At 42.0% G+C, this 23934-nt stretch carries 18 protein-coding genes and 1 pseudogene; 14 read left to right on the top strand and 5 right to left on the bottom strand.

Going from position 1 to position 23934, the window contains the following annotated elements:
• Positions 1-612 precede the first annotated feature (612 nt).
• The 3 genes from gltB to V7K85_RS05065 all read left to right on the top strand — a co-directional run bounded on the left by gltB (position 613) and on the right by V7K85_RS05065 (position 8181).
• Positions 613-5319, top strand: a complete 4707-nt coding sequence (gltB, locus tag V7K85_RS05075) for a glutamate synthase large subunit (protein WP_334811564.1) — start codon at positions 613-615, stop codon at positions 5317-5319.
• A gap of 463 nt (positions 5320-5782) precedes the next feature.
• Complete coding sequence (locus V7K85_RS05070; protein WP_334811563.1) at positions 5783-6499, top strand: class I SAM-dependent methyltransferase; 717 nt, start codon at positions 5783-5785, stop codon at positions 6497-6499.
• A 173-nt stretch (positions 6500-6672) separates the two neighbouring features.
• Positions 6673-8181, top strand: coding sequence for an ABC transporter permease subunit (locus tag V7K85_RS05065; protein WP_334811562.1), 1509 nt, complete (start codon positions 6673-6675; stop codon positions 8179-8181).
• A gap of 291 nt (positions 8182-8472) precedes the next feature.
• Here V7K85_RS05065 and V7K85_RS05060 read toward each other — a convergent pair whose 3' ends face one another.
• The gene (locus V7K85_RS05060) at positions 8473-9384 is read right to left on the bottom strand and encodes a polysaccharide deacetylase family protein (protein WP_334811561.1); all 912 of its coding nucleotides are present in this window, start codon (positions 9382-9384) and stop codon (positions 8473-8475) included.
• A 1597-nt stretch (positions 9385-10981) separates the two neighbouring features.
• Between V7K85_RS05060 and lepB the strand changes: the two genes are divergently transcribed.
• Positions 10982-11554, top strand: a complete 573-nt coding sequence (gene lepB / locus V7K85_RS05055) for a signal peptidase I (protein WP_334811560.1) — start codon at positions 10982-10984, stop codon at positions 11552-11554.
• A 236-nt stretch (positions 11555-11790) separates the two neighbouring features.
• On the opposite strand, the gene V7K85_RS05050 is transcribed toward lepB, so the two are convergent.
• On the bottom strand, positions 11791-12324 hold the full coding sequence (locus tag V7K85_RS05050) for a ComEA family DNA-binding protein (RefSeq protein WP_334811559.1): 534 nt from the start codon (positions 12322-12324) through the stop codon (positions 11791-11793).
• 14 nt (positions 12325-12338) lie between these two features.
• Positions 12339-12713, bottom strand: coding sequence for an NINE protein (locus V7K85_RS05045; RefSeq protein ID WP_334811558.1), 375 nt, complete (start codon positions 12711-12713; stop codon positions 12339-12341).
• 451 nt (positions 12714-13164) lie between these two features.
• Between V7K85_RS05045 and V7K85_RS05040 the strand changes: the two genes are divergently transcribed.
• The 4 genes from V7K85_RS05040 (at position 13165) to V7K85_RS05025 (ending at position 15691) form a co-directional block, all read left to right on the top strand.
• Positions 13165-13392 carry a hypothetical protein gene (locus tag V7K85_RS05040; protein ID WP_334811557.1) on the top strand — a complete coding sequence of 76 codons (228 nt, stop codon included), beginning with the start codon at positions 13165-13167 and terminating at the stop codon, positions 13390-13392.
• 87 nt (positions 13393-13479) lie between these two features.
• On the top strand, positions 13480-13743 hold the full coding sequence (locus V7K85_RS05035) for a hypothetical protein (RefSeq protein WP_334811556.1): 264 nt from the start codon (positions 13480-13482) through the stop codon (positions 13741-13743).
• A gap of 565 nt (positions 13744-14308) precedes the next feature.
• Positions 14309-15241 carry a DnaJ domain-containing protein gene (locus V7K85_RS05030; protein ID WP_334811555.1) on the top strand — a complete coding sequence of 311 codons (933 nt, stop codon included), beginning with the start codon at positions 14309-14311 and terminating at the stop codon, positions 15239-15241.
• 126 nt (positions 15242-15367) lie between these two features.
• Positions 15368-15691 (top strand): DUF1825 family protein, encoded by a 324-nt coding sequence (locus V7K85_RS05025; protein WP_334811554.1) that lies wholly within the window; start codon positions 15368-15370, stop codon positions 15689-15691.
• Positions 15692-15875: 184 nt separating this feature from the next.
• Here V7K85_RS05025 and V7K85_RS05020 read toward each other — a convergent pair whose 3' ends face one another.
• The gene (locus V7K85_RS05020) at positions 15876-17801 is read right to left on the bottom strand and encodes a transglycosylase domain-containing protein (RefSeq protein ID WP_334811553.1); all 1926 of its coding nucleotides are present in this window, start codon (positions 17799-17801) and stop codon (positions 15876-15878) included.
• A gap of 173 nt (positions 17802-17974) precedes the next feature.
• Between V7K85_RS05020 and tyrS the strand changes: the two genes are divergently transcribed.
• The 6 genes and pseudogenes from tyrS to gmk all read left to right on the top strand — a co-directional run bounded on the left by tyrS (position 17975) and on the right by gmk (position 22683).
• Complete coding sequence (gene tyrS / locus V7K85_RS05015; protein ID WP_334811552.1) at positions 17975-19165, top strand: tyrosine--tRNA ligase; 1191 nt, start codon at positions 17975-17977, stop codon at positions 19163-19165.
• Between the two features lie 26 nt (positions 19166-19191).
• Positions 19192-19911 carry an orotidine-5'-phosphate decarboxylase gene (gene pyrF / locus V7K85_RS05010; protein ID WP_334811551.1) on the top strand — a complete coding sequence of 240 codons (720 nt, stop codon included), beginning with the start codon at positions 19192-19194 and terminating at the stop codon, positions 19909-19911.
• The gene (locus V7K85_RS05005; RefSeq protein WP_334811550.1) at positions 19908-20594 is read left to right on the top strand and encodes a hypothetical protein; all 687 of its coding nucleotides are present in this window, start codon (positions 19908-19910) and stop codon (positions 20592-20594) included. The genes pyrF and V7K85_RS05005 overlap by 4 nt, the downstream gene beginning before the upstream one ends.
• Positions 20595-20825: 231 nt before the next feature.
• Positions 20826-21266 (top strand): annotated as a pseudogene (locus tag V7K85_RS05000) (DUF29 domain-containing protein).
• A gap of 384 nt (positions 21267-21650) precedes the next feature.
• Positions 21651-21917 carry an extracellular matrix/biofilm regulator RemA gene (gene remA / locus V7K85_RS04995; protein ID WP_073639751.1) on the top strand — a complete coding sequence of 89 codons (267 nt, stop codon included), beginning with the start codon at positions 21651-21653 and terminating at the stop codon, positions 21915-21917.
• Positions 21918-22083: 166 nt separating this feature from the next.
• The gene (gene gmk / locus V7K85_RS04990) at positions 22084-22683 is read left to right on the top strand and encodes a guanylate kinase (protein WP_334811594.1); all 600 of its coding nucleotides are present in this window, start codon (positions 22084-22086) and stop codon (positions 22681-22683) included.
• A 162-nt stretch (positions 22684-22845) separates the two neighbouring features.
• On the opposite strand, the gene V7K85_RS04985 is transcribed toward gmk, so the two are convergent.
• On the bottom strand, positions 22846-23367 hold the full coding sequence (locus V7K85_RS04985) for a photosystem I reaction center protein subunit XI (protein WP_334811549.1): 522 nt from the start codon (positions 23365-23367) through the stop codon (positions 22846-22848).
• Positions 23368-23934 lie beyond the last annotated feature (567 nt).

The raw sequence follows: 23934 nt of genomic DNA, 5'->3' as shown, positions 1-23934 counted from the left end.
GCAATCAAGTGTTTTAACTAGCACTAATTATAATCGCACTATACACGGTAGTCTTGGTTATCAAAACTGGATTAAGATATTCAATCCTCGCTGAACGTTGCTAGTGTTGATTTTTAAGTAAGATCAAGTAAATAATAAGACATGAGGCAACTGATAAGCAGCAAAACTCCAGACAACAACAGAAATATTTGGGAATTGTCAAATGGGTATATATTGTAATACGCTGATTTTATTGCCGGATCAGGATGAGTTTGGCTTTAAAACATAGGACAGCGTTCAGTTTTAATTTTGTTTCAGGTGAGCCGAAATAGGCTCTATGAGTAGCTAGCGTGCATCTGGAAAAAGGGGATTGAAAAAATACTTAGCTTCACAATATAAAAAAGAAACTGTCAGGGCAAAAATAATGTCTTGGCTGAGTTAACTTGTCTAACACCGCATTAATACATAAAAACAAGTAATAATTTTAACACGGATGAACTAACTAAAGTAAAACCGAAGTTAAAATTTTTTTTCCCTAAATTTCGGTGCTTATATATTTCTCCATCGCTGAATTTAGAAATTTTTCCGATAATTAGTGGCAAAATTGGTAACTCAATACTTCAGGAACAGGGTATGAATAATAAACCGATAAATCAAGACCAGAAAATCACGGCGGATATAATCTCAAGAGATACCTATCAGGGGCAAAAGTGGTTAGTAGAGGAACGAGATGCCTGTGGTGTCGGTTTTATTGCTCATCGTCAAAATCATACCAGCCATGAAATTGTAGAAAAAGCCTTAGCTGCTTTAACCTGCTTAGAGCACCGGGGAGGTTGTAGCGCTGATCGAGACTCTGGTGATGGTGCAGGAGTATTGACAGCTATCCCTTGGGAGTTGTTCCAACAAGACTTTGCCCAAATAGGGAAGGAATTTTCATCCACTAATAATATAGCTGTGGGGATGATCTTTCTACCACAAGATCAAGAAGCAGCACAAAAAGCGAGGACGACAGTTGAACAAGTAGCTGCTGAAGAAAAATTGATTGTACTGGGTTGGCGAGTAGTCCCAGTACAACCTGATTTACTCGGTGTACAAGCAAGAGAAAATCAACCCCAGATTGAACAAGTTTTGCTAGCTTCTGTTGATAAAAGTGGCGATGAATTGGAACGACAGTTGTATATTACGCGCCGCCGAATTAGCAAAACAGCAAACAACATCTCAGAAGAATTTTATATCTGCTCCTTGTCAAATCGCACAATTGTCTACAAAGGCATGGTGCGTTCTGCTGTATTGGGAGAATTTTATAAAGATTTACAAAATCCGGTTTACAAAAGCGCCTTTGCTGTCTATCATCGCCGCTTTAGTACCAACACTATGCCCAAGTGGCCCCTAGCTCAACCAATGCGGCTTTTGGGTCACAATGGCGAAATCAATACTTTGTTGGGTAACATCAACTGGATGATGGCACGAGAAGCTAGCCTGAATCATCCTGTATGGGGCGATCGCATCGATGAACTCAAGCCATTAGTTCATATTGATAACAGCGACTCAGCTACCCTAGACAACGTACTGGAATTGCTGGTGTGTTCTGGACGCAGCCCCTTGGAAGCTTTAATGATTATGGTTCCAGAGGCTTACCAAAATCAGCCTTCTTTACGTGACTCTCCAGAAATTGTCGATTTCTACGAATATTACAGTGGTCTGCAAGAAGCGTGGGATGGGCCAGCACTTTTAGTATTCAGCGATGGCAAAAAAGTTGGTGCAACACTAGATCGTAATGGCTTAAGACCAGCTCGCTACCTGATCACCAAAGATGACTATATTGTTGTAGCTTCGGAAGCTGGTGTAGTGGACTTTCCAGAAGCCAATATTGTTGAGAAAGGTAGACTTGGGCCAGGGCAAATGATTGCCGTAGATTTAGAAAACCATGAAGTGCTGAAGAATTGGGAGATTAAGCAGCGCATCGCCAAACAGCATCCATATGGAAAATGGCTGCAACAGCACCGTCAAGAACTTAAACAAATTGTCAGTAGTCAGTCGTCAGATGTGAATGGAAATGGACATCTGGCTGCTGAAAATGGTAAAGGGCATAGTACAACTGAGAAAATTGACAAACAAACCTTGCTTCAACTTCAAACTGCCTTTGGCTACACCAAAGAAGATGTAAAAATGGTGATTCATAAAATGGCGGAGACAGGTTCAGAGCCGACTTTCTGCATGGGGGATGATATTCCTTTAGCGGTGCTGTCAACAAAACCCCACCTGCTTTATGACTATTTCAAACAGCGCTTTGCTCAGGTGACGAACCCGGCGATCGATCCCCTACGGGAAAAGCTAGTGATGTCTTTGAAAGTTGAACTGGGTGAACGGGGTAACTTATTAGAACCTAAGCCAGAATATGCTCGGAGATTGAAGCTGGAATCGCCAGTGTTAACGGATGCTGAATTAGAGGCAATTAAGCTGTCAGGATTTGCCACAGCCGAGTTGTCAACCCTATTTGCGATCACCACTGGTCCCGAAGGATTGAAAACCGCAGTCCAGTGTTTACAAGCACAAGCAGCTGAATCAGTCCGGGCAGGTGCAAAGATTTTAATATTAAGTGACCAAATCCCCCCAAGCTCTCTTAATAATGCGGGAATCAGCACAGAATACACCTACATTCCTCCCCTGTTAGCAGTGGGTGCAGTGCATCACCACCTGATTCGTGAAGGGTTGCGAATGAAAACATCCCTGATTGTCAATACTGCCCAATGCTGGAGTACTCATCACTTCGCTTGTCTGATTGGCTACGGTGCTGGTGCAGTTTGCCCGTATATGGCTTTGGACACGGTGCGTGATTGGTGCATTCCCAAAACCCAAAAGTTAACGGCTGTGGAGGAAATTCCTACCCTCACCGTAGAACAAGCTTTAGGAAACTATCGCAAAGCGGTAGAGTTAGGCTTGCTAAAAATTCTCTCCAAAATGGGAATTTCTCTACTGTCCAGCTATCAAGCAGCCCAAATCTTTGAAGCTATTGGCATCGGTGGGGATTTAATAGAACTAGGATTTCAAGGTACGACTTCCCGCATTGGTGGTTTGAGTGTTAGCGAACTCGCTGATGAAGTACTTTCCTTCCACAGCAAGGCTTTCCCAGAAATGACGATCAAGAAGTTAGAAAATCTCGGCTTTGTGCAGTACCATCGTGGCGGCGAGTATCACATGAATAATCCAGAAATGGTTGACGCGCTGCATAAGGCTCTAGATGGCGAAAACTATGACCACTACGAAGTTTACAAAAAGCACCTCGAAGGCAGACCAGTAACAGCCTTGCGGGACTTGCTAGACTTCCAAGGCCACACACCGATTCCCATAGAAGAAGTGGAGTCGGTATCTGAAATTGTCAAGCGCTTCTGCACTGGTGGTATGTCTTTAGGTGCTTTGTCAAGAGAAGCCCATGAAACTTTAGCGATCGCCATGAACCGCATTGGCGGTAAATCAAACTCTGGGGAAGGCGGCGAAGACCCAGTGCGCTATACAGTTCTAGATGATGTAAACGATGGTCACTCGCCAACCCTACCGCATTTGAAAGGATTGCGGAATGGCGACACTGCCTCTAGTGCTATTAAGCAAGTCGCATCAGGACGCTTTGGTGTCACGCCAGCGTATTTAAGCAGCGCCAAACAAATTGAAATCAAAATCGCCCAAGGTGCCAAGCCTGGGGAAGGTGGACAACTACCAGGGCCCAAGGTGAGCAAATATATTGCAATGTTAAGACGCTCCAAGCCAGGTGTGACGCTGATTTCACCGCCACCGCACCATGATATATATTCCATTGAAGACCTAGCACAACTGATTTTTGATTTGCACCAAATTAATCCGAAAGCAAAGGTATCGGTGAAGCTAGTTGCAGAAGTTGGCATTGGCACGATTGCTGCTGGTGTAGCCAAGGCAAACGCTGATATCATCCAGATTTCTGGTCATGATGGTGGTACAGGTGCATCGCCACTAAGTTCGATTAAACATGCTGGTTCCCCGTGGGAATTGGGTTTAAGTGAAGTGCATCGCGTCTTGATGGAAAATAGCCTGCGCGATCGCGTGATTTTACGCGTGGATGGCGGTCTGAAAAGTGGCTGGGATGTGGTAATAGGTGCATTGATGGGCGGTGAAGAATTCGGTTTCGGCTCCATCGCCATGATTGCTGAAGGCTGTATTATGGCACGAATTTGCCACTTGAACACCTGCCCTGTGGGTGTTGCTACTCAAAAAGAAGAACTCCGCAAGCGGTTTACGGGAATACCGGAACAGGTTGTCAACTTCTTCTACTTCATCGCCGAAGAAGTGCGTAGTCTGTTAGCACGACTAGGTTACCGTTCTTTGTCAGAAATCATTGGACGTGCAGATTTGTTGAAACTGCGCCAAGAGGCAAAACTCAGCAAAACGCAATCACTCAATCTCAACTGTTTACTTCAGCTACCAGATACCAGAGAAAATCGTAATTGGTTGGTGCATGAAGAAGTCCACAGCAACGGCGTGGTTTTGGATGACAACTTGCTTGCCGATCCCGACATTCAAGCTGCCATTAGGGATCAATCCACCGTTACTAAGACTTACCCTATTGTCAATACTGACAGAACAGTGGGCACAAGATTAGCGGGAGCGATCGCTTCTCAATATGGTGACAGCGGCTTTGAGGGACAAATTAATCTCAACTTTACAGGTAGTGTTGGGCAAAGCTTTGGTGCGTTCAACCTCCCTGGTATAATCCTCAGCTTGGAAGGAGAGGCGAACGACTACGTAGGTAAAGGGATGCATGGTGGTGAAATCATCATCAAACCTCCAACTGATGCTACCTATAACGCATCACAAAACGTGATAGTTGGCAATACTTGCCTCTATGGTGCTACTGGTGGCATGTTATTTGCCAACGGTTTAGCAGGAGAGCGTTTTGCTGTAAGAAACTCCAAAGCCATAGCAGTGATTGAAGGCGCTGGGGATCACTGCTGCGAATATATGACTGGTGGTGTGATTGTCGTCCTCGGTAAAGTAGGACGTAACGTCGCAGCTGGAATGACTGGTGGATTGGCATACTTCTTGGATGAAGACGACTCATTTGGTGAGTTAGTCAACCCGGAAATTGTCAAAATCCAGCGGGTGATTACAGAAGCAGGTGCAAAACAACTGCAAGAGTTAATCCAAACTCATGCAGAACGCACTGGTTCACCAAAGGCGAAGAAAATTCTGCAAAATTGGCAAGAATTCTTACCGAAATTCTGGCAGTTGGTTCCACCTTCTGAAGCTGATAGTCTAGAAGCTGATCCTGAAAAAAAAACAACTGAGTTCAGTTTAGTAACTACTCATTAGTAGCTGTAACCATTCTCATCCTCTGCCTTAAGCCATTCTCCCGTCAAAGAAGCTGGATAAACAGGTACTGTGCGAAAACCCTTTGGATGCCCAAAGTAGTCGCCTGAATTTACTCTTTAAAAAGAGCCTAGAGAGAAAAAAATATTCTCCCTAAAAAAGGGAGAATATTCACCAACTGATTCACAACTGAACTTTGGACGGTCAATAGTTTTAGTAGAATTTCCTTGACTATGCGCCTATGGTTGGCATTGAGTGCGTTAGGTAGCTGTTAATGCCGCCAAAAATGCCAACAATCCGATGTGCCCAACCGCTAAATAAGTAGAATTACTTGTAAAATAGTCAAGCAGGCGAGAAATTTACCCACCACTAGAACCTTAGCGAGAAGGTAGTTTACAAGTTTCCGCTCTTCACACCATTCATTTGACATTCTTACAAAATGGAAGATAATTACCTTGAATACAAAATGTCTGAAGAAGAACGTTTTCAATCAGACTGTTATTCCTACTTGGAACAGCCGGAAAATGCTACCCGCTATACACTACCAGTTCATTTTCTAAAGGATGCTTTTAAAGAAAGGTCATTCTCTTTATTGGATCTGGGCTGTGGAAATGGGGCTTTGCTCAAATATCTACCTTCTCAATGCAACTACGTTGGCGTAGATCACAGTGAATATGCCATTAAATACTGTTTAAACCTATACCCCAACAGAACCTTTGTGTGCGAAGACTTATGGGTATTTCTGCGTCAACTTGCTATAGAAGATAAAAAGTTTGATGCAGTGGTACTATGCGGGATGATATATCATACCGTTGATAAGGAAAGCCAACAACACAAGGATGAGCAGGAAATTATTCAATTTTGTCTGGACAAGATAATAAGCGACAAAGGATATGTGGTGATAATTGTCGGACTTAATTATGGCAACCATCCAGATCATAATCTGTTTGTTCGAGCGGAATGGCTACAAAAGTTAGTAGAAAAAATGCTGGAAACTACGAAGGCAAACATTGTTTACGAAAATCTGTGCCTACAGATTGGCTTGGAAGAAAAAATTGCACAGCAAAAAGCGATTCCTGAGTGGTTTGTTCCGGATGCCTCTACTGACTATTCAAGTAAGTTCGTTGGAACATATTGGGCAAGTTGGACATTTATTGCCTCTCCCTTATGTGTGACAGGTTAAAAATAGTTGATAAAATTTGATTGCGATCGCAGGAATTATGCTTAACTAGTCAAAAACTCGGTTTCTTTAACCTAGTTTCTTTGTATACGATTTGTTGTCTCGAAATTCATCACCTGAAGGAATGAGCAATTATCCTTTGAATGAAATGGAGAGATGATAAAAATCTAAAAAATATGGCTCGATTGACTGTTATCCGTTGGCTAATTCTTTGCTTCATCTGTCTATTTCTGCTTTCAGGTTGTAGTTTTACAAACGGTTCCACTGCTGGTAAAACACTTACGGTGGCAGTAGAACCTACGTTTCCGCCTTTCGAGTTTCAATCTGCAACTAGTGAGTTGCAGGGTTTTGACGTTGACTTGATGAATGCGATCGCGCAATCTGCTGGCTTTCAAGTTAAGTACCAAAATATGCCTTTTGCTGGTATGATTCCAGGATTGCAGACGCAAACTGTAGATGCGGCAGTTGCGGCTATGGCAATTACTGCCCAACGGGTGAAGATAATTTCCTTCTCGCGTCCTTACTTCAAATCTGGTATAGCGATCGCCACCCGCATAGACAATCAAAATATTACCAATTTCGACAGCCTTAAAAACAAGATTATTGGTGTGCAAATTGGAACCACCGGCGCACTCAAGGCTAAAAATCTTCCTGGATCTGAAATTCGCACTTTTAATGATTCACCTTTAACTCTTCAGGCATTAATCAACGGTAATGTCGATGCCGTTCTTAACGATCAAGTCGTTATCTTATACGGCATAAAGAGTGGCAACCTCAACCGACTCAAAGTAGTCAGCAGTCTGCTTACAGAAGAATTTTATGGCATTCCTACACCCAAAGGATCGCCTAACCTAGACCTGATTAATCAAGGCCTGGCAACAGTGCTGAAAAATGGCACTTACGCCCAAATTTACCAAAAGTGGTTTGGTACTCAGCCGCCACAATTACCAGAAAAATCGCCCATTGAAAACCAGACTAGCAAAAAAGGCGTATCTGAGCTATTTACCTCACTAAGTATTATTTTCAAGTCACTACCCGCCCTGCTGGGTGGGGCTTTGGTGACTCTTGAACTCACTACACTTTCAGTATTGCTGGGAATACTCGGTGGTTCACTGATTGGGATTGTTCGCCTTTCTCCTGCTTTGCCTTTGCGTTTTTGTGCCGGAGCATATGTGGATTTTTTCAGGGGAACGCCGTTGCTGGTGCAGATTTTTATGATTTACTTTGGGTTGCCTGCTTTAGCCCAAACTTTTGATTTCAACTTCAACTTAAATCGTCTGGTGGCAGCGGTGATTGCATTAAGTCTCAATAGCGCTGCCTACATCGCGGAAATTGTCCGCGCAGGTATCCAATCAATTGAGCCGGGGCAAGCAGAAGCCTCGCAATCACTAGGCTTGAGTTCAGTGCAAACGATGCGCTATGTAATCTTTCCTCAAGCCCTGCGGCGGATGCTGCCACCCCTTGGCAATCAGTTCATTAGCCTGCTCAAAGACACGAGCTTAGTTGCTGTCATCGGCTTTGAAGAGTTGTTCCGCAAGGGGCAGCTGATTGTAGCAGAAAACTATCGCTCGTTTGAGGTTTACGCCACTGTTGCCTTGGTTTATTTATTTCTGACGCTGCTTTTTTCCCAAGCATTTAGTCGCTGGGAGCGATCGCTCAATCCTATTAAAAAACAGAGTAAGTGAAAAAGGATAGACAAGGGAGAGGTGTTTTACAATTCATTAAGGACTGCTATAGAGAACCTGACTTTATTATTATTCGTCCTCACAAAGGAATACTTATTTATTGCCTCTCAATCGCTGAGTTAAACCGTCATCTAAATAACCAAGATTATTCATCAGATTTTAAGTTGATTTGTTCTTTAGTTTTGCATTGGTAACTAGTCTAAACTCCAGTCACAAATAATGCATCTTAACCAAAAAACATAATTTGAGTTTTTAGCCAATTGCTATTAACTAATCACCGATAATTAATAATTATTGCTTTTTGTGATCGAGCAACTTTTGGTCTGTATCTTCCATTTCTAAAAGTTCTGGAATAGTAACAAAGCGATACCCTTGCTTTCTAAAGTGGCTAATAATTTCTGGTAAAGCTTGCACGGTTCTGGAACGGTTACCACCACCATCATGCATTAGCACAATACCACCAGGTTTTGAATCTTTAATCACGTTATTGATCAACTTTGGTACAGCTGGCAACTTGTAGTCTGTAGAGTCAGCTGACCACATCACCACAGCATATTTCTCTCCTTTAGCATAAGCAGCTAATCCATTATGCAGGATACCCCCAGGCGGTCGGAACAGATTTGCTTTAGCACCTGTAATTTGATAAATTAGGTCTTCTGTGCGATCAATTTCAAAAGCAGCTGCTTGTGGATTAAAGAAGTGATACCAGTGATGCCAAGTATGGTTGGCAATTACGTGACCTTGAGCGACAATTTGCTTTCCTATTTCTGGATAATTTTTTAGATTCTGCCCGACGACAAAAAACGTCCCTTTGATATTATTTGATTTCAGGATATCTAGTACTTGCTCTGTGGTCTGAGGCCAAGGACCATCATCAAAGGTGAGAGCAATCACTTTCTCACCCTGAGTAAGTTTTGCAGCGCTAATTATTGCCCCTTGAAAACGTGACGGTATAGCGTAGGCTAGTCCCTTTACTTGTGCTTCTTGCTGCCAACTTGTAAGCATCGCCGCCTTTAATTTCTCAATGCGCTGCTGAGTTCCTACGTTTGCAGTTACATCCTTGACATTTATACTTTGTCTACTCTGAGCCTCCGAAGTATTTGGTCTTAGAAGCATCATGAAAGCAAGGCTAAAAACACCACATAAGGCAAGCAACGCAATTAATATTCCTTCTGGCCACAAAAACGACTTATTGTTTTCCACCTCATAGCTCCTTCAAAGATCGAACCATCCACCACGATTATGACGGTACGTTATAGCACATTTTTTTAGATATCTTAGAGACCAGTTGCTTTCTGGTAATCCTGAAAATTGGAATTGGGACTAACGGAAATTTACAATCGAGAAGACAGACTATATGGCTTTAACTGAATTCTAGATGCTCTATATTTGGACGAACGCTTATACAATACTTGGTACTGTTTAATGTCAACCCACTCATAAAAGGCAAGGTCTGCACTTCCACATTCTTATCGCTAGCTCTAAGAAGGAGCGCAATCAGATAATTAACCACACCCCAAAATCCTCTTAATAGGAATTCTGAATTAGTTACTGTCTTTCACTTCACCGCTAAGGCAGTATTATGCTTTCAAGTTTTATAGCTTTGCAAATAAGATGAGCCAAGCTGTTGCGCCGACAATTTCCACTTTTCACGGGCTGAAGTTTTTATAGCAAGACTTTCTGAGAGGAAAGTTGTATAATTTACAGCTTAGTGAATTATTTTATTAACATACAAAACTACTTACAAGAGACGGAGTATCTTTCAAAGAACAGTATAATCAACTATTAGTTCTATTCTTAATAAGATATATTCTACTGCCTGCTGTCATTGCTTCCTTTTTAAGAAAAAGTTAAATTTTTAACTGACAGAATGTTGCCTTGTACTTTCTATGAAATAGACAGACGAAAATTGATTCAATATAGTTTCTCATTGCCAAGGGGCACTTATTCGTTAATCTAGATACTTTTGACTCATTCAGCAAAAATAATTTTATTGGCAGTTTACTTCTATTTTTGATGCTGATACTTGAGCCGAAATTGCTAGTAGCTTTCTGTCTGTTAATGTTTTTCTCGATAATTGAAGATATCTATATCTTATTAATAGTACAATTTAATATGTACTGTCACCGTGTAATTACGGCATTTAATCGCATATATAATATATAGGCAAGTTGTTAAAATTGCAATAGTATGACATCTATCTATTAAACCATTAAATTCTCCATTTAAATGTAATATTTTTTACTAAAAACACCGATTAACCGAAAATTTTGTATTTAAAAATACATTTAAATTGCAGTTTATTTTATGTAATATCACTTAAGAATACCTATAAAAATATATTTTCTTTCAACTCAGCCTCCAGCAAGACTGCCCTCTGCCTTTTTTCGGTAAAGTGAAGCAGATATTCTCAGATATTCGGTAAACTGTTTTGCCACTCAACGACCAATTTTCTGCTCAGAGAAAAAACCGACTGGCTGTATTGCTTTACCAGTCGGCCACTAGCTTTTTTAGTAGGAGTAAGCAAAACTGAAAATCATTTAATAACTTGCCTTATAATTACAGCAATTAGAATTAAGATTTTTAATTATCTATTTAGGAATCCTAATTATCAGCTTATATTGCCTTAGACAGGTCATAGTTTATTTACAGTACTTTTGCTTATCTTTGATAGATGCAATAACTGTATTATTTGATACTTATATGGATTCGTACAGAAACCAGCTTGCCTATCAGTATACCTTTTGAGTCAAAATAATCAAGGTATTTGTCCCACTTCTGAAACTGGCTAGAAACTTTTATGATTCCTCACGAAAGTGATGCAAAACAAGAGCGTGCGTCGTTAAAAGTATGGCGTAGTTGGCAAGAAAATCTGATTTTAATTGCGATCGCATTGTGTTTGGCATTCCTGATCCGGACTTTTATCGCCGAACCCCGCTATATACCTTCTGATTCAATGTTGCCCACCTTACATACTGGCGATCGCTTGGTAGTTGAAAAAATCTCTTACCATTTTCACCCTCCCATAACTGGGGATATTATTGTTTTTCAGCCACCCGCAGAACTACAACGTCGAGGATATCCCAAAGACCAAGCCTTCATCAAGCGAGTTATTGGCAAATCTGGTGAGGTAATTAGTGTTGCTTCTGGCAAAGTCTACCTCAACGGTCAACCCTTGGTAGAAGACTACATCGCTGAACCCCCAAATCAGCCATATCAACCAGTGAAAGTTCCAGAAGACGAATTTTTTGTCATGGGCGATAACCGCAACGATAGTAATGACTCTCGCTATTGGGGTTTTTTACCCAGAAAAAATATTATCGGTCGGGCAACGTTTCGCTTTTGGCCTCTCGACCGTATTGGGTTCATTTAATCAATTTTGGATTTTAGATTTTAGATTTTTCCTTCAATCCCTTCGGCTTGGTGCAGTCACTCATGGGGGAAACCCCTTTCTCTACGAGACGCTCTGCGTTGGCGTAGCCTCTCCCAAAGGGAGAAGACCGTGCTGCTTCACCAAAATCCAAGTTGCGCTGGAAGGGCACCTTTGGTGCGACCCAAAATCTAAAATTGGCAGAGTTAGGAGTTATTTTAAAACTTCTAACTTTTAACTTAAAACCTTAAATAATACATCAGTTGAGCGATCGCATCACCAGTTAACTCCAGCCGTCGCTGGAAATCAGCCAGGTTACGGTAAGGCCCGGCTGATTGCCGATTTTGAACCACTGCTTGCGCGACAGACAAATCTATAAATGGAATTTGTGCTAACTTTTCAACTGTTGCTGTATTCGGATTGACTAAATGCAGAGGATTTTCTAAAGATTCGTGGTCATAGTAAATAAAATTCAGCAGAGGTGTTAATGGCTCTAGCCGCTGCGCTGGCATACCCAAAGCCGCAGCGATATCTTCAATACAGTAAAATTTCACACCCGAACGCGAAAGTTCCACAAGCGATCGCGCTTGGTGAATTGACAAACCTGGTAGGCGTAACCAATCATCTATAGTGGCTTGATTAGCATCAATGCGAATACCTAATTTTGCCGCTATCTGAATTTCTTCCCCAGATTGTAGGCGATAGTAGGGATCGTTGAGGAGCTTGGCACGGAGTTTTTGCAGCTTGGGGTTCAAAGGTAGCCAGTTATTCATGATTGTTGCTCACCTCAAGAAATCTGGTCTAGCAGTTGGCGGCGCTTTTGCTCAAATTCATACTCTGAAATCAGTCCATCCTGGCGCAGAGCATCTAATTCTCGCATTGCCTCAGCGATCACTCCTACCTGATTACTCACCCGTTGGGAGTTCCTTGTCGCTGACTTGCCTAGATTAAAATTACGATCAAAAGCTTCTTCATCTTGGGCTAAATACCAAACTCCCTCAATGGCACTAGCTACCTTGGGGATAGGCGTCCAGGAAAGCAACACATACAAAACACCCCAGAGCGGCTGTCCCAGATAGAATTTATGTAATCCTGAAATTGTCAGCGTGCCAGAAAAAGCTAGAACAGCGGCAACACTTCGGCTTTTGCGCTTAGTCAACATATTTCTAATAAATCTACCAGTACCACAGTTCCTACAATAAGACAGCCATAGTAGCAAAGCACCTTGATAAATTAAGCATTACAGAATTTTTACTTACCAGCAATTATATGAATCTATTCTAGTCAACTAAATCGTAAGACAGCTTCGATTTATAGTAATGGCTATGTCGAACTGCTACTAAATCGCAGTGCTAAGGGGAACTATGTGCAAAAGCTAGATTCGGTAACTAGTACGGTACGGCGGAAATAAACCACCCATTCCTAATCAATGAAACGCTTGCGGTAGAAGAATTCTGAATTACAAATTCTGTTAGCGTAGCGGGGCGTAGACCATTACGAATTATGCGTAGCGGTACTAGTGAATTTATCAATTAAGTTCATCTGTGAGCAGTATGAAAATCTCAAGTAGCGGAGAATACTTAGGATATAAGGATTAATTGATATGCTAAGTAATGGCGCATAAAAAAGTAGAGGCTGAGAGGATAGCCAACATGTCATCTTGTGAATCAAACAATCCTAATACTATTGAAGTAGATGAAATCTGCTTTGAAAATTTCATACCTGAAGCAATGGTATGCCTCCCTAAATATGGGGAAGAAATCCCTGTTCAAGTTGGAGTTCGTATTACTAATCAAGCATCAATACCCTATCGCTTTGACTTGCCTTATGTTTTGCCATAAATCTTAGAGCCTTATGGCAACGCTATGCAAAGGTCTTTAAATAAAAATGCAACAAGGAAGGTAAAAAAATCAGATATCCCGCTAATCATGCCTGGAGAAAGTTTAGAATTTTTAATGGATGCCAAATTTAATTGGTACAGCGAAAATTGTCTACGGCTTTTAGGCAATGCCATTTATGGAGGTATTTGGATTTTCTGGTACATTCAGCCTGGGAAATATCAAGTTAGGTTCACCTATAAAAATCAACTAGCCAAGAAGGAAATGCTTACATTACAAGAAGGATGGACTGAAATTGATGGATTTTGTACAGGGAAACTTATCTCATCCTTTGCAGATTTAATTCTCAGATAGAGCTAAAATCTCTATTACTTATTAAGAAGAGATAGAAGGTATAGGATTAACTTTATAAAGTTTGATTTTTTAATTCAGTAGATGCTTGCTTTTACAATTCACTGAATATTAGGTTATCACTTACTCAAAGGAGCTTACGTTTATCTTAATGTTCTCTAATTAATCAGATGTAGCGCCGCAGTACAGAATTTATTTTCAGCCTCTGGTTGAAATATTGTTTCTACAAAATCCTCGCACAACACGCTTTAAATATCACATGTTTTTCATACATCAGCCACCACTTTTAAAACATTCTCTCAGACTAGGGCGGAAATATTAGCCTTACTAATAATAACTATCTACCTATTAGAACGCCAGCATTATAAGCTTTCTCGCCAGTAATCAACAAAAAGCGATCGCCTTTTTGCAATCTGAAGACGCTTTATTCTAGTTTTACCTTCAAAGGTAAAGTCTGCAAATACTTCTATAGGACACTGACTGTTTAAGTAAATTTGAGTAGGTTTCACATGATTGTGCATTGAGCTTTGATGCTAAATTTGAGTTTTTAAGGCCTCATATTACTACGATGTCACAGACCTTCCTACCACCAGAATGGCTTAAACAGCTTTGTGATCCTTACGCTGTGCTTGGAATTTCTGTGACTGCTGATGAGCGTCAGATTTTTAAACGCTATCACACTTTAGCGAAGCTGCTACATCCCGATCGCAATACCAAAAACGGCAATCCAGACCAAAAATTAGCAACGGCAATATTGAGCCATTTAATTAATCCAGCTTATGAACAACTAAAACATCGAGATAAGCGCTTTATTGCCATAGCTATGCTGCGCTCAGACGCAAGAGTTTTGGAGCAGCAAGCTTTGTCTTCTCAAAGTGCCATAGCTGAGGAAATTATGGAAATGTCTGCACCCCAGGCAGAATTGTTTTACGAAGAAGCGATCGCCTGTTATGCAGAAGCTCAATACAAATCACTACATCAGTTTTATCAGGTGACGAAACAAATTAGTATACTGAATTTAGTTTACTTACAGTTGCATAAACCTGACCTGTTCTTGCCACAAAAAGCTGTTAGCATCATCCCTGAGGTAGAAGTCAAGCCAGTTGAATTGACATTAGATGAAAAAACTAATGTCAAACCAGTTTTGACAAACTACGCTCAACGTCACTACCAGCGAGCTATTGAGTACGTCAGGCTAGCAAAATGGACGCTAGCTGTGCAAGAACTGCGCGATGCCATCAAGTTAGAGCCAAATAACAGCGACTATTATGCCTTATTAGGTTTGGTACATCTCCAACAGAAATTTATCGGCATGGCCAGGGTTTACATCCGTCAAGCATTAAAACTGAACCCGGAAAATTCACTAGCATTGAAATACGCTCCCGGACTGAAAATTCAACCGCATGAAAACACCAATCCTAAATCAATGGCTAAAGCTCTGAATATTGTGGCTTTATTAAGTCGGTTTACAGTCGGGAAAGGTTCTCAAGTCAAGTGTTGAAATTTCGCTAACAAACCGTACTAAAACCGAAGCTTCGTCATTAAATTACTCACCTAGACTAAAATAATAAATAGAAGTAAAACTATTAAGCTGCTGAGTCTGGGCGCTCAGTTTAATATAAGCAATATGGGATTCTTCGATTCTGAGATAGTTCAGCAAGAAGCAAAACAGCTGTTTGAGGATTATCAAGCGCTGATCAAGCTTGGCAACGGTTACGGCAAATTTGACCGCGATGGCAAAAAGCTGTTTATTGAGCAAATGGAAGCCATGATGGATCGGTATCGCATCTTTATGAAGCGCTTCGAGCTATCAGAAGATTTCATGGCGCAAATGACAGTAGAACAACTGAAAACGCAATTAGGTCAGTTCGGTGTCACCCCGCAACAAATGTTTGACCAAATGCACCTCACTTTAGAACGGATGAAAGCCGAGCTAGAAAAACAGGTCTAGTCAATTTTAGATTTTGCAGAAAGTCGAGCCAGTGCATTCCTGTCGCCTTGCGTCGGAATGTTCTGGCATGGAGCGTCGACTTGCGGCAATTTGTTAGCGCAGGCTCTTCGATCCAGGAGCGTCACTTTCCAAGACAGATTTTGGATTAATTGCCAATCCCAAATCCGAAATTCCAAATCCCAAATTATTGTGACTTGGGGCGAGAAAACTGCGAAGGTGGCTTGAAGTTTTCTACTGGTACGTTCTTAAGTGCCTTCTCCATAAAATCTTTCCAAATGGGAGCAACCAGAACACCACCTGTCGCATGGTCAGCTAATTGTCTGTTGTCGTCTCTCCCTACCCAGACAGCAGTTGTTAACTGTGGTACAGTACCAACAAACCAAATATCCTTTTCTGATGATGTTGTTCCCGTCTTTCCGGCAGCTGGGCGACCGATAGCAGCACCTTTACCTGTACCTTCAGTGATTACCGATCGCATCACATCTATAATTGCTGCTGAGGCCCAAGGATCGAGAACTAGCTGGGGTTTAGGGGTATTGTCTAGCAGCACGTTACCACTACTATCGGTGACGCGGGCAATTACAGTTGGTGGAGATTGCCAGCCATAATTAGCAAAGGTAGCATAGGCACTAGCCATTTCCAGAGGAGTGACACCAATTGCACCAAGTGGCAAGGAACTTACAGGTTCCATCGGACTCATAATCCCCAAGGTACGGCAGGTTTCTATAACTCTATTCATCCCCACAGCCTTACCAACCTTGATCACGGGAATGTTCCGCGATTGGGCTATAGCTGTACGGATTGGCATCGCTCCCCTAAAAGTGCCATCATAATTTCTAGGAAAGTACCAACCGTTACCATCTCGATAGCTAACTGGAGCATCTACGACCGTTGAGTCTGGCCCATATTTACCGGTAGCAAAAGCAGTATAGTATACAAACGGTTTAAAAGAAGATCCGGGCTGCCGTTGAGCTTGAGTTGCACGATTGAATTCACTGGTCTTAGGATCTATACCACCCACTAGTGCTTTGATAAAATGCGTGCGCGGGTCAATTGCCACCAAGGCCATTTGATTCTTAGATAATCCTTGTCCCAGGAGTGATTTATGCCATTTACTGATAGTTTCTTCTGCCATCATTTGGAAATCGGCATCAACTGTAGTTTGCACCCGCATCCCACCTTTGAGTAGTGCTTCACGCCCAAACTTCTTAGCCAACTCCTGCGCTACAGTATTGGTTACATAAGGTAGGGCACTACCTTGAAAGGATTTGATTCTACCAAGCTTGATTTCTTGCTTGAGGGCATCGTCGTACTCTGACTGGGTGATCCAGTTTAATTCCAGCATCCGTCCCAGCACTTCTTTTTGTTTCTGTTTTGCCAGCTTCATGCTCACAAACGGGCTGAATTCTTCTGGTGCTTGGATCAAACCCGCCATCATTGCTGACTCACCCAAGCTTAAATATTCTGCTGACTTATTAAAGTAACTGCGGGCCGCCGTTTGTACACCATAATTGTTATGACCCCAATAAACTTGATTGAGGTACATTTCTAAAATTTGGTCTTTATTGAGAATTTGCTCTAACCGAATTGCCAGCACTCCTTCAGCTAACTTCCGGGTAAAGGCACGCTTGTGAGACAAAAATAGGTTTTTTACCAATTGCATGGTAACAGTAGAGCCACCCTCTCGGACTCCACCTGCTGCCCAGTTAACTACAACAGCACGCCCAACGCCGACGGGGTTAATACCGTGGTGATCGTAAAAGTGGCTATCTTCACTTGCCAATACCGCCCGTTTTAGATTCGGGGAAATCCTATCTAAGGGAACTACTTCTCGGTTGGCTTCTCCGTGGACACTGGCTAAGAGTTTACCCTTAACGTCATAGATGTAAGTCGTTTCTGAGGGAAAGAAGTTACGTAGCTGTCTCACATCTGGCAAATTACGGAAACTAATCGCTAAACCAACCAGTCCTCCGGCTACAATGGAACTTGCCAGCATGGTAATTGACAGGAGAGTACCGCCAGTTACCTGACCGACTCCTTTCAAAAACTCAAAACCTGATGAAGCCCGACGCTGTGGCTGTTTATCTTCAAAAGTCCTAGACGACGACACGGCGATTTCACTTCCTCACTTGTAAATTTAACTGTAATTGATTGGGCGAAGCAAGGCGGTTAATTTTTTGCAATTATAGTAGTTTGGCAGATGAGAAAGCGGATAAATTGCAAGTGTTTATAACCAACTTAACTTCTAGTGTGCAAAACATAGCTAACAGTGAATTTTATAGTATGACGCAAGATTTTGCTTGGCTGCGTCGTGGTGTAGTAGAAGTTTTCCCACAACCAGTTGATGCTAACAGCGAAAGTCTAGAAAAGCGCTTGGTAACTACAAATCAACCTTTGAGGATCAAATTGGGGATTGACCCGACAGGTACTGACATTCATCTCGGTCATAGCATACCAGTACGGAAATTGCGAGCGTTTCAAGATGCAGGTCATATAGCAGTTCTGATTATTGGCGATTTTACAGCACGCATTGGCGATCCGACTGGGAAATCTGAAGTGCGTCGTCAGCTTACAGAAGCAGAGGTAGCGCAAAATGCTCAGACTTATCTTGACCAAGTACGTCCTATCTTGGATTTTGACACACCCGGAAGGTTAGAGGTGCGCTATAACTCCGAATGGCTCTCTGGACTAAACTTAGAGAAAATTTTGGAGTTACTCTCCACGATGACGGTAGGGCAGATGTTGGCTAAGGAAGGATTTGCCGATCGCTATAGAAAAGAGAATCCGATTTTTATCCATGAGTTCCTGTACCCGTTAATGCAAGGTTTTGATTCGGTTGCAGTTGAGGCAGATGTAGAATTAGGTGGCACTGATCAAAAATTTAACATTGCTGTGGGCAGAGATTTGCAGCGCCATTTTGGTCAAAAGCCCCAGTTTGGGATGCTGCTGCCAATTTTGATTGGCACCGATGGCGTGCAAAAAATGTCCAAGTCTTTAGGTAATTATATCGGATTGTCGGAACATCCAGGACAAAAGTATCAGAAGTTACAAGGAGTCCCAGATCATCTGCTCTCACAGTATTTTGAACTTTTGACAGATTTACCTTTGGACAAACTCCCAGAAAATCCCCGCGATCGCCAAACACTCCTAGCATGGGAAATTGTCAAACAATACCACGGCCAAACAGCAGCCCAAGAGGCGAAAGAAGCAGCACAAAGCGGCGGAAAGGAAGGTGCAGTTCCAGAATTCTCTCTAGCTGGTGTGCAACAGTTTCCTACTAAGTTAGCTTATATTCTCAATCTTAGTGGCTTGTGCAAAAGTACCGGGGAAGGAAAGCGGAAAATTCAAGAGGGTGGAGTGCGCTTAGATAGCGATCGCATTACCGATGTCGATACCACTTTTGCTGATCCTGCTGAGTTACAAGGTAAGGTTTTACAAGTTGGGAAAAAGAAGTTTGTGCGTTTAGTGCCTTAATGTTAAGGAACCACGGATAAATACTGATGAATACAGATGAGCGGATTATTGTTCCCCTAGATGTGCCAGATATGGAAAGTGCGATCGCTCTTGTGGATCAACTTCCGCAAGTGGTTTGCTGGAAGGTGGGTTTAGAGTTGTTTACCAGCACTGGCCCGAAAATTCTGGAAGTGCTAAAGTCCCAGCAAAAGCGCATTTTCCTGGATTTAAAGTTTCACGATATCCCTAACACAGTTGCTGGTGCTTGTCGTAGGGCAGCTAGTTACGGGGTGGATTTATTGACAATTCATGCTACATCTGGTGTAGATGCTCTGAAAGCTGCAACAGAGGCGGCACAAGAAGGGGCTACCCAAGCGGGTGTAAAACCGCCTAAATTAATTGCTATTACTTTGTTAACGAGTATTTCTACTAGGCAGTTGGCGTTTGATTTAAAAATTCCCCTAGAATTACCAGAATACGCCCTAGAAATGGCACTGCTGGCTCAAAAGGCGGGATTGGATGGGGCAGTTTGTTCGCCTCAAGAAGTGGCACAGCTACGGCAAACTTGTGGAGATGACTTTTTGCTAGTTTGTCCGGGGGTTAGACCAACTTGGGCAGATAAAGGCGATCAAAAGCGATCGCTCACCCCAGCACAAGCAATCATTGCTGGTGCTGATTATCTAGTGATTGGGCGTCCCATCACTACTGCTACTGAGCCTGAGTTAGCCTGGAAGAGGATTTCTGAGGAGTTAACTACGGTGGCATGAAGCTAAGAGTCAGTCAGAAGCTGGGGGATAGGGTGCAGGGTCTAGGAAAGAACAATCTTGCCTCTTCGCTCAGAAAGAAAAATTATAGTTCGCTTTTAGCTTGTGGCTTCTGGGTTTTAGTATCAAATAACCTTGCTTACCCAGCGTTTTCGACAAACCTCACCCTTAAAACCTCTGCGCTAGTAGAAAGGGAAAATATCAAGGGTGGAGCGAGGTCTTTGTGTTCTGAGCAAAATTTAGAAATATTAACTATAAAGCTACTGGAAGATTTGCCTAGTTATACTAATCGCGTCAGCCAACGCGCCCGCCGCCTCAGTAGAAGCAGTGATGTTTACAGTTATATGCTAGTGGCAGGAAGACCTGAGTTTACTCCTCTGCCCCTTAACCTTGAAGAATATAGTGCAGATGCGTCTAAAAGCTCTGCATCAGGAGTTGAGCAAGTTTTCTTTACTACCTTGGAGCGCCAGTATATAGGAAAGAAAGCGGTAGAATTGGAAGAATTCCACTGGCTGTTGTTGACTAAAACGAAAACTGGTTGGCGTCTAGTGATGATGTTTTCTCAAACTGGTTCCCATTCAGCACAGCAGCCACTATCCCCGCCACGCGATAGTAGTAACGGCACTGTTGCCCAAGCGGTTGAAGCTTGGTTACGCGATTGTCAAGCTGGAAGTGTACGTCAATAAAACCTAATTCCAAATCTTTGTAAATTAGGAGAACATTAAATAATGTCTATGCTCGACTTTATCCAAAATGAGCACCTAAGTTTTCTTTATCCGGCAAAAACCCTAACTTTTTAGCACAAACTTTTTGCATGTCACTAGTAATCGTTGAACTTCATAAAGTAAAACTACCATCCCACAAAGGTTTCACCTTCAGCGTTGGTGTTTCCAAAAAATGGATAAAGTCGAGCTAAAATACTCACTCAAATTCTCTATGAACAGGATTATCACTTGTGGTTAGAAACTACGTTGAAACAATTACAAGAACGAAATTTAGAGGATCTTGATTAGGAGCATTTGATTGAGGAGATTGAAAGATTGGCTAATGAACACAAACACAAGCTCGAAAGTTCTTTACTGCAACTTCTCAAACATCTGCTTTTGTATCAATATTGCAGTCTTCCTGAATGTAAAAATCATTGGGAAGTAGAAATTGATAATTTTCGGGTGGAACTCAGGAAATGAACCAAATCTAAAAATATCTACAACTATCTGCTTACAGTGCTTGAAGAAGTCTACATTGATGTGCTACGACAAGCAAAAAAGAAAAGTGGCTTGAATTGTTTTTTGCAAAATTGTCCTGATCGCATTGAGCAAATTTTAGATGTGGATTATTTACCACCATTTATTTATTGATAAAATGCACAAGTAAGAAAAAAAGTAAGAAAAGTTTTGATGATCAAGCTCAAACGCTTTATTGATAAGAGTTTTAAGAGCCATTACTTGGAAATGCTCTGACGCGGCATAGCCCACTTTTAAAGGTAGGCAAACTGACGCCACAGTCTACTAGTCCCTTTTATAAAGATACATCACCCAACTAGCCTGTATCAGTGGAATTGCGCCTATGTCTTTGGGAAGATTTTCAGGGAGTATAGCTGATAAACAGCAAAAAAAAAGCAGACCTTATTTAAAAACGAATGCTGGCTTGAATTTGAGCGTTGTAACTCCCGTTTTTTGACGATAACATGGAAATAAGTTTATTTCAAGCTTCTCAAACCGCGTTTAGCGTCAGTTTTTTTTATGGACATTCAGTTAATCAACATCGGCTTTGGTAACATCGTGTCTGCCAACCGAGTAGTTGCCATTGTCAGTCCAGAATCTGCCCCGATTAAACGGATTATTACCGATGCACGGGATAGAGGTCAACTGATTGATGCAACTTATGGTCGTCGGACTAGAGCTGTAATTATCACCGATTCCAGCCACGTAATTCTGTCAGCGATTCAGCCGGAAACGGTAGCGAATCGCTTTGTGATTTCCCGCGATCATCAGACTGTAGATAATTGACTATCAGTGGATTATTCCCACTCTTCTTTGCACCATATCGGCAGTGCCATGTGAATTAAACAAGTTTTCTGTCACCCTTACTACAAATTCTTTAGTCACTAGTGGACTAGGCCAGAAACACAAGACTAATGAATAATATCTATTGATTGATTCACAGGTTGAAGAAATGATGCCAGTTTTACCCATCCAGAGTAGTGCTACTACCGAAGAATGCTTACATTTAGGCAGGTTAATTGTTTTAACTGGCCCCAGTGGGGTCGGTAAAGGCACTTTAATGCGATCGCTCCTACAACGTCATCCGGAACTATATTATTCCGTATCCGTGACAACTCGTTCTCCCCGTCCAGGAGAAATCGATGGCAAAGATTATTACTTTATCAGCCGCAATAAGTTTGAACAATTAGTTGCTGAAGGTGAATTTTTGGAATGGGCAGAATTTGCTGGTAACTATTACGGCACTCCCCGTGAAGCTGTGCTTAACCAAATTCATTTTGGTAAGTTGGTGGTGCTGGAAATTGAGCTAGAAGGGGCAAGACAAATTCGTGCTTCCTTCCCCAGTGCCCTCAGCATTTTTATTTTACCGCCTTCTTTTGATGAATTGGAGAAACGGATACGTTCTCGCGCCCAAGACTCCCAAGAAGCGATCGGCCGTCGTTTGTTCCGCGCCCGACAAGAAATTCAAGCCGTAGATGAATTTGATATTCAAATCGTTAATGACGATTTTGAAACTGCTTTAAATGATATTGAAGCTGTTTTTTTTAAATAAGTTAGGAGCAAAGCAAGGAAAGCTCCGCCTCCTGTTAAGAGTTAGAAGTTATGAATTTAAACTCCTAACTCTTAAACGGCAGTTAATTCTCCTGTCAAAGACGCTGCGCGAACAAGTGGGGAAACCCGCTATTAGCGCTTGCCTCCTTCTAACTCCTAATAATTAACCAAATAGACCTTGAATTACTGCCAAATTACTAGTCAAGAAGTAAGCGACTACTGCACCACCAATACCACCAATCAAGAAAGAACTGGCGAAGTTGTTCCAGCTTTCTTTAGAGTTAAAAGCATCTATCGGAGGGTTAGGTACGGTAACGCTAGGAAGTGCTTTGGGTGGATTGCTATTAGCATACAGAGATAGGGCACCGGTAAGAAGAACAACTAAAGCGATGGCTGCTAGTAACCCAGCTAAGTTAGCATTAACTGTGTCCCGCAGTGGCCCCAATTTAGCAAAGGGGCCAAATAGCCAGTAACCATGAGCCATGCCAACTTCTAAACCGCGTCTGGCAGGAGAGAGATCTGGGCGATAGGCAGGTAAGTTATTAATGAACCACTTGACCAAAGGAGAAGCATTTACTGGGGTTTCTAGGTTGCCCTTCTGCGGATCGCGGAATGCGGGAAAAACAACTTCGCGATTTCTCGGATCGCTGGGGAGATTTTTTGATGCATCTACTGCTTGCGCCATATTTTTATGTTCGCCTCTAAATTAAAATGGTGGCATTTTTATATTAATAATAATTGTAGCTAAAGTTGCTTTTTGTTTAGGAAGTTTAGAAAAATTAATTTAGCTTCTTTTAAAACTATGAAACTCGCGATCTGTAAACAGGATCACGAGTTTCAAAAAACTATTTTTGCTGCGTATTTTGGTGAGAATTCTGCCTAACTAAGCTGAATACATCAACTACACAATATTAGACAAAAAACAAGACATTGATTCAACTGTCCTAAATCCCATTTGACTAGCAATTTTAGATTTTTGATTTTGCGAAAGTCTGAGCGCCGATTTCCAGCGCTCAGACTTTCTAATGACGGATTTTGGATTAAAAGAATTTTTTGGTTCATGCCCCGTCCCTTTTAGGCGGAACCAATTTAAAAGATGCTCGTTCGCCTTGATGTACCGTAGGCAAGACTCACTCTAAGCGAACGCGAAGAGCGTCTCTAAGAGTTGCCATGCCGTTGGCGAACGCGAACAGCGTGTCTTAGACAAGCCTCTCGTAGAGAAGGCTTTACGCTAGGCTATCACAAATTTAAA

Source organism: Nostoc sp., from assembly GCF_036917615.1.
GTDB lineage: Bacteria > Cyanobacteriota > Cyanobacteriia > Cyanobacteriales > Nostocaceae > Nostoc.
The sequence above is the reverse complement of the archived record's forward strand: the minus strand, read 5'-3'. Positions and strand labels throughout refer to the sequence as shown.